Here is a 19,096-nt window from a genome sequence, read left to right on the forward strand (position 1 = left end):
AAATTTAACCGTAGAAATTGTTAATTAGAAGTTTACAACGTGTATTTAACAAAAATTTAGCGTATTAAACTTACAGGGTTTAATTAGAATTCTCTTGATGTTATTTCGTGCCAATTTGATTAATTTCATCGAAGTGAGAATGCTTTTTAGATGCTATAATCATGTTGTAAAGTACACGCTCTTCAATAAAAGTAAAAATTCCAGTTAAAAATATAGGTATAAAAAATAAAAGCATAGCGAGATAATCGTCGTTTATACTTTTTCTGTTTAACTTATAAAACATTTCATACCAAAAACGTAGCGCTATATATATTAATGTTAAAGCAAATAGCCCGTTTAAAATCCAGAGTACATAATTTATTTCCGCTGTTTTTTTTGTTTTAGGTTTATACATGGGTAACGTTTTTATATGGTAGATTACGCTTGATATGCCTGTAAAAGCTATTGCTGCCAATAAAAACTGCCTGTTCTTAAAATTAAAACCTCCACCAAAAACAAAATAGAATAATGCAAAATTAAATAGCCCTGCTATAAGTATACAGAATATTAGTAAGGTTATTTTAAAAATGCGTTTTAATTTCATTCAGTAATAAAATGTGCACCAAATAAGGTTTCAAAATGTTTTAAAAGTTTGTTTTTAACTTCGCCTTCGTTTACTGTTTTTTTGCCCAATTCTACATTTAAAGAAGTAACCGCTTTACCACGAATTCCACACGGAATTATATTATCGAAATACCCTAAATCGGCATTTACATTTAAAGCAAAACCGTGCATGGTTACCCAACGGCTTGCACGAACACCCATAGCACAAATTTTGCGAGCAAACGGTGTTCCTACATCTAACCAAACACCTGTTTCTCCTGGGCTGCGTTCGGCTTTTAAGCCATATTCTGCTAAGGTTAAAATTATCATTTCTTCAAGCAAACGTAAATACTTGTGTATATCGGTAAAAAAGTTTTCTAAATCTAAAATAGGGTAACCAACAATTTGCCCCGGACCATGATAGGTAATATCTCCGCCTCTGTTAATTTTATAAAATGTGGCTCCCTTTTTAGCAAGCTGATTTTCGTCAAGAAGTAAATTAGATAAATCGCCACTTTTGCCTAAAGTATATACATGTGGATGCTCTACAAACAAGAAGTGGTTTTTAGTTTTTAAGTTAGTGTCTTCTCTTCGGTTTTTAATTTTTGAATCTACTATAGCTTTAAACAAATTTTCTTGGTAATCCCAAGTGTCTTTGTAATCTTTTCGCCCTAAATCTTGAAATTGAATTGCTTTATTCATAAGCCACAAATTTAAGGCTTTTTATAATAAACTATTTATAAATATAAATAAGTAATTTGCATGTAAACTATACTTGAAACAGGTAAAATATAAGGTTACCTATTTGGGTTGTTTAATATTACCAATGCCGCAATTACACCAGGCACCCAACCACAAAGCCATAATAAAAACACGATTATAATTGAACCACAGCCTTTATCTAGAACTGCTAATGGCGGACAAATAATTGATAGTAAAACTCTCCAGAAACTCATTTTTTTTTGATTTTTTATTGATTGATATTTATTTGACGAAAAAGTTTTTGGTTTGTTACAAGTTGCGTTAGGGATTGAGCGGTGTGTTTGAGCTCGCCGCCGCAGAAGGCAGCGAGTAGCGAAAGCCCGACCACGATCCCGAATATTCGGGACGGGGTAACGCCCTAAAAATAGTAAAAATATGATGTTTAAAAACAATGGCAAATGTGTATCTTTGCGCCATTAAAATTTTATCAAGTAAGTAAAGCTATGGCGCAATTATCAGAGCAAGAAATTGTAAGAAGAGACAAATTAGGAAAATTACGAGAGTTAGGTATTAATCCATATCCGGCAGATCTTTATCCGGTAAATGATAGCTCGAAAACAATTAAAACCAATTTTGAAGCTGGTAAAAAGGTTATAATAGCTGGACGTTTAATGTCTAGACGTATACAAGGTAATGCTAGTTTTGCCGAATTACAAGATGCCGAAGGACGCGTACAAGTGTATTTTAACAGAGATGAAATTTGTACAGGAGACGATAAAACAAAATATAATACCGTTTACAAAAAATTACTTGATATAGGTGATTTTATTGGGGTTGAAGGTGAGCTTTTTACAACTAAGGTTGGTGAAAAAACGGTTATGGTTAAAGATTTTTCGCTATTAAGCAAGGCTTTAAAACCATTACCATTACCTAAAGTTGATGCCGATGGAAATATTCATGATAAATTTGATGATCCGGAATTACGTTACAGACAACGTTATGCCGACTTAGTGGTTAACCCAAATGTTAAAGAGGTTTTTGTAAAACGTACAAAACTGTTTAACGCCATGCGTAAGTTTTTTAACGATGCTGGATATTTTGAGGTTGAAACTCCGGTTTTACAACCTATTCCTGGTGGTGCTGCTGCACGCCCATTTATTACACATCACAACGCTTTAGATGTGCCTTTATACATGCGTATTGCTAACGAGCTTTACCTAAAGCGCCTTATTGTTGGTGGTTTTGATGGGGTTTACGAGTTTAGTAAAAATTTCCGTAATGAGGGCATGGACAGAACGCATAATCCTGAGTTTACTGCCATGGAAATTTATGTGGCGTACAAGGATTATAACTGGATGATGGATTTTTGTGAAAAGCTTTTAGAATACTGTTCTACGGCTGTAAACGGAACAACTAAAGTTACTTTTGGCGAGCATGAAATAGATTTTAAAGCGCCTTATGCTCGTGTTACTATGGCCGATTCTATAAAACATTTTACTGGTTTTGATATTACTGGTAAAACGGAAGCCGAAATTCGTGAAGCTGCTAAGGGTATGGGTATTGAGGTTGATGATACTATGGGAAAAGGTAAACTTATTGATGAAATTTTTGGTGAAAAATGTGAAGGCAACTACATACAACCAACCTTTATTACAGATTACCCAAAAGAAATGAGCCCGTTGTGTAAAGAACATCGTGAGAACCCTGAGTTAACCGAGCGTTTCGAGCTAATGGTTTGTGGTAAAGAAATTGCTAATGCCTATTCTGAACTGAACGACCCAATAGACCAACGTGAACGTTTTGAGCACCAAATGGAATTGGCTAAAAAAGGGGACGATGAAGCTAATGGTATTATTGATTACGACTTTTTACGTGCTTTAGAATATGGTATGCCGCCTACTTCTGGAATGGGTATTGGTATGGACCGATTAATTATGTACTTAACCAATAACCAGTCTATACAAGAGGTTTTATTTTTCCCGCAAATGCGACCAGAAAAGAAACCTTTAGAAATAAGTGAGGATGCAAAAGCTGTTTTTGAAATTTTAACCAAGGCCGAAAAAATAGAATTAACAGAATTAAAAACAGCTTCTGGTTTATCTAATAAAAAATGGGATAAAACTATTAAAGAGCTCACTAAGAATCAATTAGCTAAAGTTGAAAAAACTGACGAAGGTTTGTTTGTAATAAAAGAGTAAAACGCACAATTTTTTCTATAGTATCTTTTGTTTTAAAAACTGGTTAACATTCTGTTTTTAGGTATATTTTATTTAAATTTAGTAGATTAGTTATTTTTTTAAATAAATCCGAAATCAATAAAATGTTTAGTAACTTAAAGAAAAGAACTACCTATGTGCCTTTAGTTATTTTTTTATTGTTTTTGCTTATTGTATTTGTATTATGGCAACGGGCATTGAATAGTGTAGATGCTTCAATAGACCAAAATATTTCACAGGTTGGTAATCTTATTTCAAAAGAGTTTAAAAATATTGTAAAAAGTGATATTTCCAGATTAGAAAACCTTAGGAGTAGAGTAGAATATACAGATGGCTCTTTTTTTAATTATTGGCAAAGGGATGCTACTTCTATTGTAAATCAAAATCGATCTTTTCAGTTTGTAGAGTGGATTGATAGCACCATGACCATTCGTAAAATTACGCCATTAAAGGGAAATGAAGCGGCTATAAATTTAGATCTCTCAGATATAACCTATCGTTACGAAGAATGGCTAAAGCATATAAATGACAGTACCACAAATATTACAAATTGGGTTGATTTAAGAAGAGGCGGAAGTGTGTTTCTGGTTGACGTTCCTATTTTTTTTGATGATAAATTTCATGGCACCATTACTGGAGGAGTAAATTTTAAAAAAAGCTTCGATAAGTTTACTACAAACCTAAATAACTTTTATGCCATTGAAATTTTTGACCACACGAATACCCCGTTTTATAATTTAAATTTAAATAAAAAATTAAATCACAAAGGTTTCGAAACAAATATTCTTGTCGATTCGTTACACAATAAAAAATGGCGTTTAAAAGTATACCCAAGCACGAAGTTTTCATCTAGTGGCAGAAGATCAAATATTCATATAGCATTATTAATAGCGCTACTTTTTTGCGTTTTAACGGCTTTACTTTCGCATTTCTATTTAAAAGTGAAGATGCAAACTAAAATAGCACTTGTTAACAATACCCGTTTAGTAAACACCAATAATAAACTAAATAAAGAACGTAAAAAAGCAGAAAAAGCCTCTTTAGCAAAAACAGAGTTTTTATCTAATATGAGTCATGAAATACGGACTCCGCTTCATGCTATACTAGGGTTTATTGAACTTCTAAAAGAAAGCAATCTAAATAAAACTGATAAAGAGTATTTAGATTTAATGGAGAAATCCTCGAGCAATTTACTAAATATAGTAAACGACATTTTGGATATGGATAAAATTGAATCGGGTAAAATTGAGCTTTCGGAAGTAAAATTTAATCCTTACCAAAATGTTAAAGATCTTATAGAGGTTAATCAGTTTATTTTTTTACGAAAGGCACTTTATTTAAAAGCAGAATATAAAACAGTAAATAACTTTACTGTTTTGGGAGACGAAAGTAAATTTATCCAAATTGTAAATAATATTATAAAAAACGGATTGAAATTTACTACCAACGGTGGTGTTTCGCTTACGTATAGCGAAAAAGTGATTAAAGAAAATAAACTCCATATTACTATTGAAATTAAAGATACTGGCATTGGTATCCCCAAAAATCATTTGGAAAGTATTTTTGAGCGTTTTAAACAAATTGACAATAGCGTAAAAAAACAGTACGAAGGTAGCGGACTTGGTTTAGCAATTAGTAAAATATTTATTAATATGATGGGAGGCGATATTAAGGTTAAAAGCACGGTTGAAAAAGGAACCACTTTTATATTCGATGTCGTTTTTCCAATTATTAGTGAGCATTCCGAAAAGAGTACAGAATCGATAACAAAATCAAGTTCCAATTCAAATTTATGCGATTTAAACGTTTTAATTGTAGATGATAATAACTTGAATATTATTGTTTTAAAGAAGTTTTTAGAGAGCTATAGTATAAAAGCAGATATAGCCAATAATGGCTTAAAAGCTGTTGAAACATTTAAACAAAACCGTAATTATGATTTAATATTTATGGATATTCATATGCCAATTATGGATGGATGGGAAGCCTCTAAAGAAATACGAAAGATAGATAAAGACGTAATTATTTTTGGTTTATCGGCTAATGTTACAACTCAGGCTATTGATTTAGCACTTGAGAATGGAATGAACAATTACTTGTCGAAACCCTTCAAAAAAGAACATATAGTTAAACTTTTGCAGTTTCATTTTAGTCATTAAAGTTTGTTTGTAATAAATTTCGATTAAAATGTTACGTGTGCTATTTGTTTTGTTGGTTTTTAATAATTTAAGTAGCCAAAATTTTAACACCCAATTTTCGCAAAACGGCATAGATAATCCTAACATATTGGCAACGCACCATTTTGGAATATTTAGCTCCAGAATAGCCTCTAACCTTAAGCATGAGGTTTCGAAAAACACAAGAATTAGTATTGATATAAATAGTGGTAATAATTTTCATCCTTTTGTAGAAGGTTATTTTCCTAAAAATCCAGAAGTACGACAACAGTTTAGTGAAACAATTTGGTATAACAGGCGATTTAATTATGTAGATGAAGAAACCACTCCTGCCGATTACATGAATATTGCTGTTGATGCAGTTATTAAACATTTTAACCTTGGGTTAACCATACCTATAAATAAAAACAGAGAACTCTCTATAAACTTAAGGTCTTACCTGTTTACAAGAGGTAAATATCCGTTTTCGTTTATTACTAGCGATGAAACTATCGAGTGGTTTCATAGTAGCATTATTGGGGACGAAGATCCCTTTGGCAGAAAATATTATGGTTTAAACCAAACAAATATTGAATATTTAGATAGAAACGGTAGAACTTTACACATAGAAAACAACGATTTTTTTATTGGTGGTGTTAGTATTAATCATTTTTATTATCCCCAACTAGCTTTAACCAAAACCCAACAATTTTTTGTTAATTTTGGTACGCATTTAGGAATTAATACCTCAAAATATAACGCTTCAACAGATGTTGGTGTATCCATAAACTTGGTTAAGCAATTTAATTTAAAAAATAATTATTGGTTTAATTTTGGAATCCACGGAAGTGTTTTACGTAAAAATTTAATCGATTTCAAAAAGGAAAATATCGACTTTGGAAATAATAAATTCCTAGCTACTTTCGAGGCGAATCCGCAGATTACCCGATATACAAAAAATGGAAACTTTAATTCAATTAGCGTAAATTATCAAATACAGACTAGTTACAACAAAAAAGAAGAAGCTAATTATTATTTTTTATTAGGTGAATGGCAAGTGGCAGACAGCGGTTGGCATCATGGTGTTTCTGAGCTGTATAATTCTTTATCTAATTGGTCAGTTATATACTCGTATGGTAATCCAAAATTCTTGTTTTCGTTTTATATTAAACAAGATTTTTTGGTAAATAATGCACCCGATCTTCAAACGGGTATTTCTTTTAAAAAACCTTTATTTAAATAGGATGACTGCATTTTTTAGCTCGAAATCAATCTGTTAACTTCGAGTTAAAATAAACAACCCAATTAAACTTTTTTGAAATTACGAAGTCCTAAGTACAAATAATTTAAAAACAAAATAAGATGAAAAAAATACTTTTAATTGCTATTGCTTTAGTAGGATTACAAGCGGTAGCTCAAAACGACCGAGAAGAAGGTAAAAAAGAAAGAGGACATAAAATGGCTAACCTTTCTGCCGAAGAAATTGCAACGTTACAAACAAAACGCATGACGCTACATTTAGATTTAAATGAGTCGCAACAAAAGAAAATTCAAGCCATAAATTTAGAAAATGCCATAAAGCGCAAAGAAATGATGGAAGAGCGAAAGGCTAAGAAAGAAAGTGGTGAAGAACGTAAAAAGCCAACAGAAGAAGAACGCTATGCAATGGAAACGGCTCGTTTAGATCATAAAATTGCAATGAAGGCTAAAATGAAAGATATTTTAAACGAAGAACAATATATTAAATGGGAAAAAAGTCAACAACGTATGGCTATGAGAGGTAAAAAAGGGAAAGACAATGAATCTAAAAAAAAATCGCAATAATAAAGGTTAATGATTGATAGTTTTTGTTAATAAAAGCAGCGTATATGTTTCAAATCGTATACGCTGCTTTTTTGTTGGTTTATTTTAGGATGAGAGGGGTTTTAATTCAATATTAATTTCGATGATACTTTTATAGCATTTTCTAAATTGATTTTCATAAAATATATTCCTTTATTATAATTCGATAAATCAATTTTTATTTTGGTCTTATTTTTTATGTCCTCATAATACACACGTTGACCTAACATATTGTATAATTCGATAGTTTTAATTTTTTCAGAAATATTTGATTTGATAATTACAAAATCACTTGTTGGGTTGGGATATATCGATATGGTGTTTTCTAAATCAAATTTCGTCGAGCTAAGTGTGCCGGTTGTGTATTGATAAGTATCCGAGTAAATTTTATCACCGTTATGAGTGGCAACTAATCGGTAATAGTAAGTTTGATTTGGCAAAGGGTTGTTGATTAAGCCAGTTATCGAATTAGTAACAGAACCCCAAGCATAATTTGGTGTTCCAGTTACTGATGAACCAAAACTGTCTGTAAGCCCGTATTCAAAATGAATATCTGTTAAAAAAGCACCATAAGGGTTAATTAAGCCTTTAATTTCCAAGGAATTGTTTTGAGTTTCTTCTATAGTTCCACTTACAATAATAATATTTCCTGAAAGATTAAAAACACCCTCATCGCTATAAATAGTTTCTCCATTATGAATGGCTTTTAATCTATAATAGTAATTTAAACTAGTATCTAAACCAGTTATGGTAGTACTAACAAATGATGAGCTATTAGCATTAACTATTGATGGACTAGTTACACTATTGTTTCCGTAATCAATACTTCCATATTCAAACATAATACCAGTTATATCTTGATAATAAGAAGTTAAATATGCTGATAACGAAACATCAGTGCCATTTATATTGGGACTGTAAAGATTTATATTGTATTCAGGTCGTGTAGTAAAAGATTGTATATTACCATAAATATTTTCCCCTTGATGTGTTGCCTTAATTCTGTAAAAATATTGTGTTTCAGGCTGTAGATTATCTAAACTTGCCGTAATATTTTCCGTCGTATTGCCATTAACCGTTAATGGTGTGCCAATTATATTATTGTTTAGATTATCGGAACTTAGGCCGTATTCAAATTCGACATTTATAATATCATACTGATTGGATACAATATTACCTGATATTTCTGCTGTAGTGGCTGAATTGTTATACGTGAAATTTGTTGTTATTTCATAATCAGGAAGTGTTGTAAAACTTAAAATCTGACTATAATTTGTATTTGAATTTTGTATTCCAGACAATCTAAAATAATATGTGGTATTAGGTTCTAGTGCTGATAAATCCACAGAAACATTTAAAGATTCATTTGAATTAATTGTATTTGGTGTTGTTGAAATACCATTACTAAAAGAGTAATCTAGACTATATTCAAATTTAATGTTTGAAATAGAATCACCATTTGATGTGACATTACCACTTAAACTAGCAATAGAATTAGAGACATTCTCAACAGGATTAACATGTAAAATTATAGGTTCGTATTCTACATCGCTTCTGTAAATTTTTCCATTTGTGCCTGCAGTAAAAATTTTATCGTCAATAAGCTCAATTGAATTTATAATAAATTGTTGTGTAAGATATTCCCAGCTTTCCCCTCCGTTTTCTGTTTTGTATAGCCTTCCTTCTTCATCTGCTATATAACCTACATTCTTAGTGTAAAAATTGACTTCTGTATACCAGTCATATGGAATGTTAAGTTCTTCCCAGTTGTTTCCACCATCATTGGTTTTATAGATTAATCCTTGGTCACCAACAAAATACCCGTTGTTTTCATCAACAAAATGAAAAGCATTAATATCTTCATCTACTTCAAAGTTAATATTCCATGTGTTACCTCCATCTGTAGTTTTATACATTGCACCTTCTGAATACCCTATTCTATTTCCATAGCCAACTTGATTATTGATGAATTGTATTTTGCCAAATGAGGTTGATTCAACTTGCGCCCATGTAGAACCACCATTTATTGTTTTCATTACCTTTCTTTGGTTAAAACCACCACTAACAAAACCTAAGTTTTCGTCTATAAAATGAATTGAATACAAGTTTTCACTAATTACATCATTTCCGTTATTCACTTCATTCCAATTTAAACCACCATCGATAGTTTTGTAAACAGAGCCGTAAATAATTGCATAACCAACATTTTCGTTCACATAATCAAAGTTGGTAATTGTTAATCCAGGATAATCATTAGGTTCTCCAATGTCGAACCAAGAATTACCACCATCATTAGTTTTATAAAAAGTACCACCTACTGAAGCAAAAGCTGTATTTGAGTTTATATATTCTAATTTTTTTATATCATTGTAAGTCGGTGAATTTTGAATCCAAGTATTACCACCATCCGTCGTTTTAATGATGCGACCACGCGCACCAGTAGCATAACCAATATTACTGTTTTGGAAATAAATGCCATACATAGAGGTGTTGTAAACAAAACCATTTTGAAAAAAGATTTGACTCCAAGTATTTCCTCCATTAGTTGTTTTGTAAGTTGCTCCTAGCTCACCGGTTGCAAAACCGTTATTTTCATCTAAAAAATGAAAATCGAAAATAGCTTGACTAGTTCCTGAGATTTCTACCCAAGTTTCACCAGCATCTGTAGTTTTATACATATCATCATGCTCTCTTGCTGCAAAGCCAATATTCTCATTAACAAAATAAACTGTAAAATAATCTGAAGGGAAGATGTTACTGTCGTCTTTTGTTGTATACCAATTTTCTCCGCCATCTATAGTTTTTAGAATTATTCCATTGTTACAAACTGCATGCCCAACTAAAGAATTGGTAAAAGACGTTTTATTTACTGCAGAGTTTGGAATATTAAAACTTTCCCATGTAGTTCCTCCATCATTAGTCTTTACAATACTATTCGAAGTTGACAATATAATATTGTTATCATCAATAATATTAACAGTATTAAAACCGCTATTAAATCCTGTAGATATTTGACTCCACGATGTTCCATTATCTGTAGATTTTAAAACATATCCATAGTTTCCAACAATATAACCTGTTGAATTGAAGAAGCTCATATCATTCCCACTAGAGATATTTTGCTTTTTTACCCATGTGTTTCCAGCATCTGTTGTTTCTAGTAGTTCATTCGAAGTTATAATGAATCCAATATTGGACGTTACAAATTCAACGTCTTTTCCAGTATTGGCAGTTGGCTTTGGGTTGAGTAATTCCCAATTTGTTTGAGATTGTATTTTGTTAAAATACAAAATTGCACATAGTAGAATAAGTAGATTTTTTTTCATTTCAATTGATGAATTTAATTTAGGGTGTTGTAATATTCTTATAAACCTCGTTGTTTTTAGCGAGCCTAAAGTACTTTTTTTAGTTTAGTATTCATAATATATAATTGTGAACCACAGGTTAAAAATTGATTTTAGAAATATTAATTTAGTCTAGGACTAAAAGTTTGATCTCTAAATTGGCTTATTGGTAGTTTTTTTGCCAGTGTTTATTTTGTGTTTTCATTAGGAGATAAAAGTGTTTAATTTTTAGTCAACCTATTTCAGGAAAGTGCTTTTTTCTCATATGCGCCACAACGCCACCTGTGTATCGCGTAGTGAGGCGCGCCTCACGGAGAGCGATAATCGCGCCTTATTCGCGATACACGATGTTGTCAGTAGTTTCGTGTGGAGTTCACAGGAACCGAAGCAAAACTACTATCACTTTGTTAAGGCGTGATTAACAGGTGGCGTTGGTAAGTAATTAGTGAAAAGGGAGCGTTTGTAAAACGCGGTTTCACGTGCCGCAGGCAATTACTTACCAACGGTTTTGTATAAGCATAGTAAGGTATATATTAGCTATTATTTTCGGCTTGGAAATAGCTTTTGCAAACACAAAACTAACTGTGATTTTAGCATTTAACCCTTATTATGCTTATACGTTGTTACCACACGTTATTTTTCATCGGCTGTTAATGATTTACAATTAGTTTTAAGGTTTCAATTTTATTATCTATTAAAAAAACTTTCACAAAATAAATTCCACCACTTAATTTATTAGTATCATAAACAATATTAGTTACATTTCTATTGGATTCTTTATAAATTCTTTTTCCTGACAAATCCCAAATTTCGAATTTTACGATATTTGAGTTTGTAATTGATTCGATTGTGATAAAATTTTCTGTTGGATTTGGATAAAGTCTAACTAAATTAAAATTGTTATTCTCATTTGTTTCATAATCATTAATACTTAGAGTGGACGCATCAATGTCTGTTACGTAAAGTTCATTACCACTAATGTCATTTCTTGCTCTAAAATATAAGTGGTTATCTGTTGCTCCCATTTCTTCTATCGAATTATAATTTTCAAAATTTGAACCGTTTAGTACATTTATATCTAGTTGCGATGGTTCATTTAGATTATCATTAGTTATCCAAATTTTATGAGGGAATGATTCGGCTAAGTAGAGAAGATTGTTATCATAACAAGTTAAATTTCTTATATACAAGAAATCTGTCGTATCTGAACCTGCGATTTGTTCAGTGATAGTTCCATTAGTTCTCCATAATTCTTTTTCAGTATTAAAACTATTTTGTACTGGAAAATATACGTAGTTACTACAAGTCATAATTAAGTCAATATCTAAGTCAGGCATGGTGGGATGATTAGCTCCGTCAAATAAAATCGAAGTTCCAGAAACTGTACCATCAGTTTTATAAACTGCTTTTCTAAAACTATTAGGGCTTTTCGCTACAAAATATAGTTCATCGTTTAATATTGTTGTAAACTGGATGCTACTATCTATATTATCTCCAAAAGACTGTAAATGATTAGTGCCAGAAGCTGTACCATCAGAAACCCATACGTCGTGTGGACCATAAGTAGTACCTGAAGTTTCTGCAACAATGATTAGTTTATTGTTGACAGTCTTTAAGACCCTCATATCGTTTAAATTAATTATTTTGTTGGTTCCAGATTCAGTTCCATCTGTTGTCCAAAGTCCTGAGCCAGAATTATCATTAGCAATGAAATATACTGTATTGTTCAACATGACAAATTCTCTAGCATAACTTCCATAATTATAATTTGAACTTGTATTGATGTTTTTTATCATATATGTTCCAGATTCTGTTCCATCGCTTCTCCATAACTCAAAACCATTAATTCCATCATCAGCATTGAAGTAAAGAATATCGTTTAAAACTGTAAATTTCTGTTGGTCATTATAGTTTTGCATACTACTTTGGCTGCCAGTTCTAATGTCTTTTACCATAAAAGTTCCACTTTCTGTTCCATCACTTCTCCAAAGCTCATATCCATGTGTGCCATCAATTGCACTAAAGTATAAGATACCATTTATTTCTTTCATTTCTGATGGATCATCAATACAATTATACCCTGGATTTATATCTTTTACGAGCTGTGTTCCTTCAATTGTGCCATCACTTTTAAATAATTGGTTACCATATTCTGTTCCTCTTGCTCTGAAAAACAAGTTACCTCCTACATTTGTAAATTTACTCGCATTGCTGCTGTTGGAATAGTTTAAATCTGCAAAGAATGAAGTACCTGTAATTGTACCGTCTGTAATCCATAATTCATTACCATAAGTATCGTCTTTACCTGTTATTATTGTAGAATTATTTATAGTAACAAAGTTCTCTTCTAAACCAGAAACATTACTGTCTGTAGTATTCGATAATTCAAATGTGCCATTTGAAGAACCGTCGCTAACCCATAATGTTTTATCAGATGAATTAGTGCTATTTGTGAAAAATAGTAGCTTATTATTTACATTATCTAAATGAAATTTTTCAATCCATACGGATGAATTTCCTCCATTAATATCTTTAAGTAAAGTTGTCCCAACTTCTGTTCCATCGGATTTCCATATTTCAGTTCCATGAACATTGTCGTCTGCTAAAAAGTAAACTTCATTATTATATGTTATATATTTACTGTTATATGATATACTATTAAAATTAGTATTATTGATATTTTTAATCATGGAAGTTCCGCTTTCCGTTCCATCACTTTTCCATAGTTCAGTTCCATTTATCCCATCATTAGCTTCAAAAATTATGAAATTGCTATTCGAGCTACCTTTCAATGAATAAGCACTTGAGCCAGAACCTATTCTCATATCTTTAACGATAGTTGTTCCTGATTCTGTTCCATCACTTTTCCATAATTCGTAGCCATTAGTTCCATTGTCAGCAAAGAAATAAAAGAAACTATTTAAAGTCAAAAATTGATTTCCGTTATTTAAGCCAGAGTAATTAGGGTTAATGTTTTTTAAAATAATAGTACCAGCTTCTGTTCCATCACTTTTCCATAATTCAGTTCCGTTTGTACCATCATTTGCAGTAAAATAGATGCTATTGTTAAAAATGAATAAATCATTTGGGTTTCCATTACCGTTTGGATTAATGTCTTTTATCATTATTGTACCAGCTTCTGTTCCATCACTTTTCCATAATTCGTAGCCATCAATATCATTAGTAGCAGTGAAGAATAATGTTCCATTATAATCTATTAAATTAATAGGTCCATTATATGAGCTGTTATTATTTGGACGAATATCTTTAACCATTACTGTTCCTGTTTCAGTTCCGTCACTTTTCCATAACTCTGAACCATGAACTCCATCGTCAGCAATAAAATAGAGGGTGTTGTTTACAATGACAAGAGAATTTGGGTTGGATGAGTTTTGGCCTTGCTTTATGTCTTTAACCATTAAAGCCCCATTAGAAGTTCCATCGGAATACCATAATTCTCTACCAAAGTTTTCAAAATTGCCATCGGTAGCAGTAAAATAAAACCCATTTTGAAAAGCAACAAAGTCTTGTGGGTCGCTATCTTCATGAAAATTTATTTCAATAAGACTTGCATCTATAGTCTGTGCAGTTGTAAATTGAATTGTAAAAATCACAAATAAAAGGGTAATCCTGTATTTCATATTTTATTTTTTTATGTTCGTTTTGTGTTTTAATGTGTGGTAACGTGTTTGTATAAGAAACGTTGCGATTTTGAGCGCGGCGATTTTCCGAAGGAAAATCGGACGTAAGTAAAAGAGCAAAACGTTTCAATTTAAAAATAAAGATAAGCAATGTTTTTTATACGGTGTTGTAAATTGTAGCATTTTCAGATTTGTTATTCCGCTTGAGTGAAGTTCCGCGTTTGAGTGAATTCCGATTCAAGATTTTTCCGCAACAATTTTCAATCCGCAAGAGTGATATTCCGCGCGATATTTGTTGATTCCACGTTTTAAAATTCCGCAAACTGGCTCAATTCCGTTCGAGTGAGATTCCGCGTAAAGTTTGTCAAATTCAGAGCTTGAGTGATTTTCTCCGAGTAATAATTCAGAGTTTTCTTTTTCAGAAATCAGAGGTTTTTCAGATTTGTAATTTTCCGCCGTCTGAGTGAGCGCTATGATTTACAACGTGTTTGTGTATGATTTCGTTGCGTGTTTCAGCACTAAAGTTAGCAAATAAATCACAGATAGAAAGTCCGCGAGGACTTTCGTAAGTAGGCTATAACTAGCAATGAATTATACACGTTGTTGTGGTTAGTGTTTTTATTCGTTTATATTAAATTCCTTAATATCAAAATAGCAGTTTTCACAAACCAATTTAATGTTTGCAAATTCCATTGACTCGTCATTCCAGCCGTCTGTTTTAAGTCGTTCTTTTTCGCAATCAGAGCACCAAGCTTGTAAATCGTCTTCCTCGTCTAATTCCATTCCACGATATGTCTCAAATGCTTCTTCAAATCCTGTTTTGGTTTGATTATTCAAGTGTTGACATATAAATGCTTTTCTTAATTTTCCGTGAATTCCGCATTCAATTAATTCGCTTTCTATTTTCTCAACTTCTTCTTTTGAGATTTGGTCAGTAAGTAAAAAGTATATTTCTAAATGGTCTGAAATTACTCGATAAGTTCCAATTCCGCCAAGTATGTCGAACGCAATAGAAGTCAATTCCCAACCTGTGTATTTATCTCCATCAAAATGTGCGTTAGTCAGGTTTTCATATTTTTTCTTTGCTCCAAAATCCTTAACTTTTAAAGTCTTGAATTTTCTCGGTTCAACAGAATGTTCGTTTGCCCAAGCCCACATCCAAGTATTTGTCTTTTGAGAAAAAGTTCCAACAGGTATATATTTAAAATAAATTTCTTTGTCGTCTGAAAACAGTCTTAATGTTTCGCTGGATTGATTATAGAACCAATTTGCGTAATTGTCAAGGTCATATTCTGTTCTAAATTCGTTTTGAGATTCAGTCAGCTTTTGACAAATTTTGTCCGCATATTTTTCGTATTTCAGAGTTCTAAATATCAATTCTGTTCGTTTTTTCTACATTAACCACAACGGTCTCGTATAACCGTCAGTTACGGGTTAAAGTACGCAAATTTTTCGGTTTAGAACTGACGTTAGCAATTCCGAGTGGATTCGGACGTAGTCGAATCCGCCGTAATTGCGGTTATACATTGTTACCTGCTGGCTTTTTTCTTTTGTACAACAAATAGATTCCGTATCCAATAAAGCCAATAGACAATAAAATAGTCAGAATTTTTTCAAATAGAATATCTTTGGTTGCTTGCCAAAACCAAAAGCCAATGAGAAAACCAAATATAATTAGTCCAATACCAATATAAGTCAGATTGTTGTTTTGCCATTTAGTTTCTGCTTTAAAATTTCTTTTCAGTCCTTTTGTAAGTTCTTTTCTTAATTCGTTATAATTTATGTAGCTTGTTGAGGATATTTTATATTTGAAATTATCGCCTATAAGAGTTAAATCTTTCCATTTCATATATCCGAATTCCCATTTGTATTGAGCGTTTTCTTTTTCAATTTCAGTATAAGATTTCAGTTCGGATAAGGAAATGGTCTTTTTAGTAAAACCTGTTATTGATTTAAAAATCAATTTTCCGTTTTTGATTTGCAAAGTATCATAATTAAAAATCCAATATAAAGAGTATAATCCTATAATTAGAAAAGGTACTCCAATTATCCAATTCCCTTTAATAATTAATATTGTTCCGAATATTATAGCTAAAAATCCGCCAATAATCAGTATTAAAATTGACGATAATTTTGGCTTTGATGTTATTTCTTTATGTGTTTTCAACTTTTTCTTCAGCTTGCAGGTAACGTGTTTGTATAAGAAACGTTGCGATTTTGAGCGCGGCGATTTTCCGAAGGAAAATCGGACGTAAGCAAAAGAGCAACACGTTTCAATTTAGAAATAAAGATAAGCAATGTTTTTTATACGTTGTTGCAAGTTGTAGTTTTTTCAGAGTTATGTTTTCCGCTTGAGTTAAATTCCGAGTTTGAGTAAATTCAGCTATTTTTTTTCCGCAAAGTATTGTCAATCCGCAAGAGTGAAAATCCGGGTAATATTTTTAGTCAGCGTTTTTAAAAACCCGCAACCTTGCTCAATTCCGCAAGAGTAAAAGTCAGCGTAATATTGGTCAGATTCATAGTTTGAGTGAATTTCTCCGCGTGACAATTCAGAGTTTTTCTTTGTTAGAATTCAGATGTTTTTAAAATTCAGAATTATCCGCCGTATGAGTGAGCGCTATGACTTGCAACGGTCTCGTATAACCGTCAGTTACGGGTTAAAGTACGCAAATTTTTCGGTTTAGAACTGACGTTAGCAATTCCGAGTGGATTCGGACGTAGTCGAATCCGCCGTAATTGCGGTTATACATTGTTGTAGGTAGGCTTTATTCATATTTCTCTATTTTTTCAAGTACCGATTTTGCCTTCTTACTTATAGTTTTGTTTTTGTCAATCAAAAGTTCTGTCAAACGCTTTTTAGCTTTTACGGACTTTAATTTTCCCATTCCACCGACAGCGTGAAGTGCTACATCTCTATCGAAAGATAAATCGATGAGAAGATTTTCCACTTCTTCTTTGTGCTTTTTAGTTTTTGCAAGTCCAGAAACAAACATTTGTCTAGCAGTTCCGTATTTTTTGTTTTGAACGATTTCAACGATTTGGTCAAAATATTTGTCGGAATACAAATACTCAAACAAGTTTCCGATTGTCCCACCAAGAGTAGCAGTTTGATTTTCGGTCAAATTTTGAAATTCTCTTAATAAATAGTCCTCAACTTGTCCTTTTGCTTTTTTGACTGTCAAAGCTCTAATTATTCCATCTTTTATAATGTCGTCCGATATTTTGTCCGATTTTAGAATTTCAAGTAAGATTAGAATATAGCCAAAATCTGTTTGCTTATAATTGACCAAGCCATAAAGACTGCTTACTTTAAATCCGTTTTTTCTTAATTCCATCGTGACATATTCATCCTCTTTTTTTCGGATGCGATAGACTTCATAAAGTTCATTCGGACTTTTTTCCTTTTTCTCCTCTATGATTCGTTCTATTTCTTTGTTGAAGTCTAATCCCATCGTTTTTGTCAGCTTACCTACAACGTGTTTGTATAAGCTTAGTTGCGCTGGAAATCCGCGAGGATTTTCAGATTAAGGAACTAAGATAATAAAAATGCGAGGATTTTCCGCAGGAAAATCAGCAGCAATTAAACTTATACGGTGTTACAAAATGTAGCGACACGTCAGATTGGTTTAGCATTGCATTTTGTCCGCGCAAAATTTCAAAAATTCAGGTTTTGAGTTTTTTAGAAAATTCTAACTTAAAATTCTAAAAAAAAAATCGCGAACAATAAACCACGCTTTTTTCAGCCGTTGTAAAATTCCGCAACCTAGCTCAATTCCGCAAGAGTGATATTCCGCGTAACGATTTTCAGATTCAGAGTTTGAGTATTCAATTCCGCGTGCTGCTTTGGTCAAATTCAGATTTAGTTTTCTATCGGATTTCTCCGCGTCTGAGTGAGTTCGGAGCTATTTTTTGTAACGGTTTCGTATAACCCGTCAGTTATCGGGCTAATTTAGCCAATATTTTTTAGTTATTTACTAGCTTAAGCAATTCTGAGTGGATTCGGACGTAGTCGAATCCGCCGTAATTGCGGTTATACATTGTTGTAGTGCGTTTTTTATTTTCCAATTCCGCTATTATTTATATGTTCCAAAAGAGCGTTTTCTAATTCGTCCGATATTTTCCAAAATTTTTCGTCCATTTCCTCAATATCGTCTTCAAGCTGGTCTTCATCAAATTTGTCAAACTGCTCTTGTCGAGTGTCTGGACCTTCGGGAACTCCACTCGGAAAATAAGTTTTATTAAATTCACGTAATTGGTTGGCAACCGAATTGAAATTCAGATACTCCAAATCCGCAATCGTGTCTGCATTTTTATCTGCTCCGTAATTCACATAATGGTACCATAATCCGTCCGTAGTTAAGGGTTCAACATTGAACCATACTCGCTGTTCGCGAGTCAATTTTTCATAATCGGTAAATCCGATATCAACTATTTTTTCCCACGAATCTTGGGCTTCGTCTCTTGTCATATTTTAGGTTCTCTCAAATGTCTAGTCCTGAAATATGGCTACAGGTTAAAGATTGATTTACGCTGTTTTTAAATATACCATATTCGGTGTTTTATAGTCTAAAGATACATGTAATCTTATTTGGTTGTATAGATTAATTGCACTT

13 protein-coding genes are annotated in these 19,096 nt (G+C 32.2%); 4 read left to right on the top strand and 9 right to left on the bottom strand.

Going from position 1 to position 19,096, the window contains the following annotated elements; genetic code table 11:
* Positions 1–100: 100 nt before the first annotated feature.
* The 3 genes from LG651_RS15230 to LG651_RS15240 all read right to left on the bottom strand — a co-directional run bounded on the left by LG651_RS15230 (position 101) and on the right by LG651_RS15240 (position 1,538).
* Positions 101–583 (bottom strand): hypothetical protein, encoded by a 483-nt coding sequence (locus LG651_RS15230; protein ID WP_226696968.1) that lies wholly within the window; start codon positions 581–583, stop codon positions 101–103.
* Entirely contained in the window at positions 580–1,284 is a 705-nt protein-coding gene (gene lipB, locus LG651_RS15235; protein WP_226696969.1) for a lipoyl(octanoyl) transferase LipB, read from the bottom strand. The genes LG651_RS15230 and lipB overlap by 4 nt, the downstream gene beginning before the upstream one ends.
* 95 nt (positions 1,285–1,379) lie before the next feature.
* On the bottom strand, positions 1,380–1,538 hold the full coding sequence (locus LG651_RS15240; protein WP_076699640.1) for a YqaE/Pmp3 family membrane protein: 159 nt from the start codon (positions 1,536–1,538) through the stop codon (positions 1,380–1,382).
* Positions 1,539–1,787: 249 nt separating this feature from the next.
* Here LG651_RS15240 and lysS point away from each other — a divergent pair, with 249 nt between their 5' ends.
* The 4 genes from lysS (at position 1,788) to LG651_RS15260 (ending at position 7,480) form a co-directional block, all read left to right on the top strand.
* Positions 1,788–3,482 carry a lysine--tRNA ligase gene (gene lysS / locus LG651_RS15245; RefSeq protein WP_226696970.1) on the top strand — a complete coding sequence of 565 codons (1,695 nt, stop codon included), beginning with the start codon at positions 1,788–1,790 and terminating at the stop codon, positions 3,480–3,482.
* A 122-nt stretch (positions 3,483–3,604) separates the two neighbouring features.
* Complete coding sequence (locus tag LG651_RS15250; RefSeq protein ID WP_226696971.1) at positions 3,605–5,659, top strand: ATP-binding protein; 2,055 nt, start codon at positions 3,605–3,607, stop codon at positions 5,657–5,659.
* A gap of 28 nt (positions 5,660–5,687) precedes the next feature.
* Positions 5,688–6,899 (top strand): hypothetical protein, encoded by a 1,212-nt coding sequence (locus LG651_RS15255; protein WP_226696972.1) that lies wholly within the window; start codon positions 5,688–5,690, stop codon positions 6,897–6,899.
* A gap of 119 nt (positions 6,900–7,018) precedes the next feature.
* Positions 7,019–7,480, top strand: a complete 462-nt coding sequence (locus LG651_RS15260) for a hypothetical protein (RefSeq protein ID WP_226696973.1) — start codon at positions 7,019–7,021, stop codon at positions 7,478–7,480.
* Positions 7,481–7,581: 101 nt separating this feature from the next.
* Here the strand turns inward: LG651_RS15260 and LG651_RS15265 are convergent, their stop codons facing one another.
* From LG651_RS15265 to LG651_RS15290, 6 genes are all read right to left on the bottom strand, one after another.
* The gene (locus LG651_RS15265) at positions 7,582–10,824 is read right to left on the bottom strand and encodes a YCF48-related protein (RefSeq protein WP_226696974.1); all 3,243 of its coding nucleotides are present in this window, start codon (positions 10,822–10,824) and stop codon (positions 7,582–7,584) included.
* 668 nt (positions 10,825–11,492) lie between these two features.
* The gene (locus tag LG651_RS15270; RefSeq protein ID WP_226696975.1) at positions 11,493–14,483 is read right to left on the bottom strand and encodes an ELWxxDGT repeat protein; all 2,991 of its coding nucleotides are present in this window, start codon (positions 14,481–14,483) and stop codon (positions 11,493–11,495) included.
* A 618-nt stretch (positions 14,484–15,101) separates the two neighbouring features.
* Positions 15,102–15,860, bottom strand: a complete 759-nt coding sequence (locus LG651_RS15275) for a DUF6882 domain-containing protein (RefSeq protein WP_394371673.1) — start codon at positions 15,858–15,860, stop codon at positions 15,102–15,104.
* Between the two features lie 142 nt (positions 15,861–16,002).
* Entirely contained in the window at positions 16,003–16,650 is a 648-nt protein-coding gene (locus tag LG651_RS15280) for a hypothetical protein (RefSeq protein ID WP_226696977.1), read from the bottom strand.
* A 598-nt stretch (positions 16,651–17,248) separates the two neighbouring features.
* The gene (locus LG651_RS15285) at positions 17,249–17,935 is read right to left on the bottom strand and encodes a hypothetical protein (protein ID WP_226696978.1); all 687 of its coding nucleotides are present in this window, start codon (positions 17,933–17,935) and stop codon (positions 17,249–17,251) included.
* Positions 17,936–18,537: 602 nt separating this feature from the next.
* On the bottom strand, positions 18,538–18,951 hold the full coding sequence (locus LG651_RS15290; protein WP_226696979.1) for a DMP19 family protein: 414 nt from the start codon (positions 18,949–18,951) through the stop codon (positions 18,538–18,540).
* Positions 18,952–19,096 lie beyond the last annotated feature (145 nt).

The organism is Neotamlana sargassicola, from assembly GCF_020523965.1.
GTDB classification, from domain to species: domain Bacteria; phylum Bacteroidota; class Bacteroidia; order Flavobacteriales; family Flavobacteriaceae; genus Neotamlana; species Neotamlana sargassicola.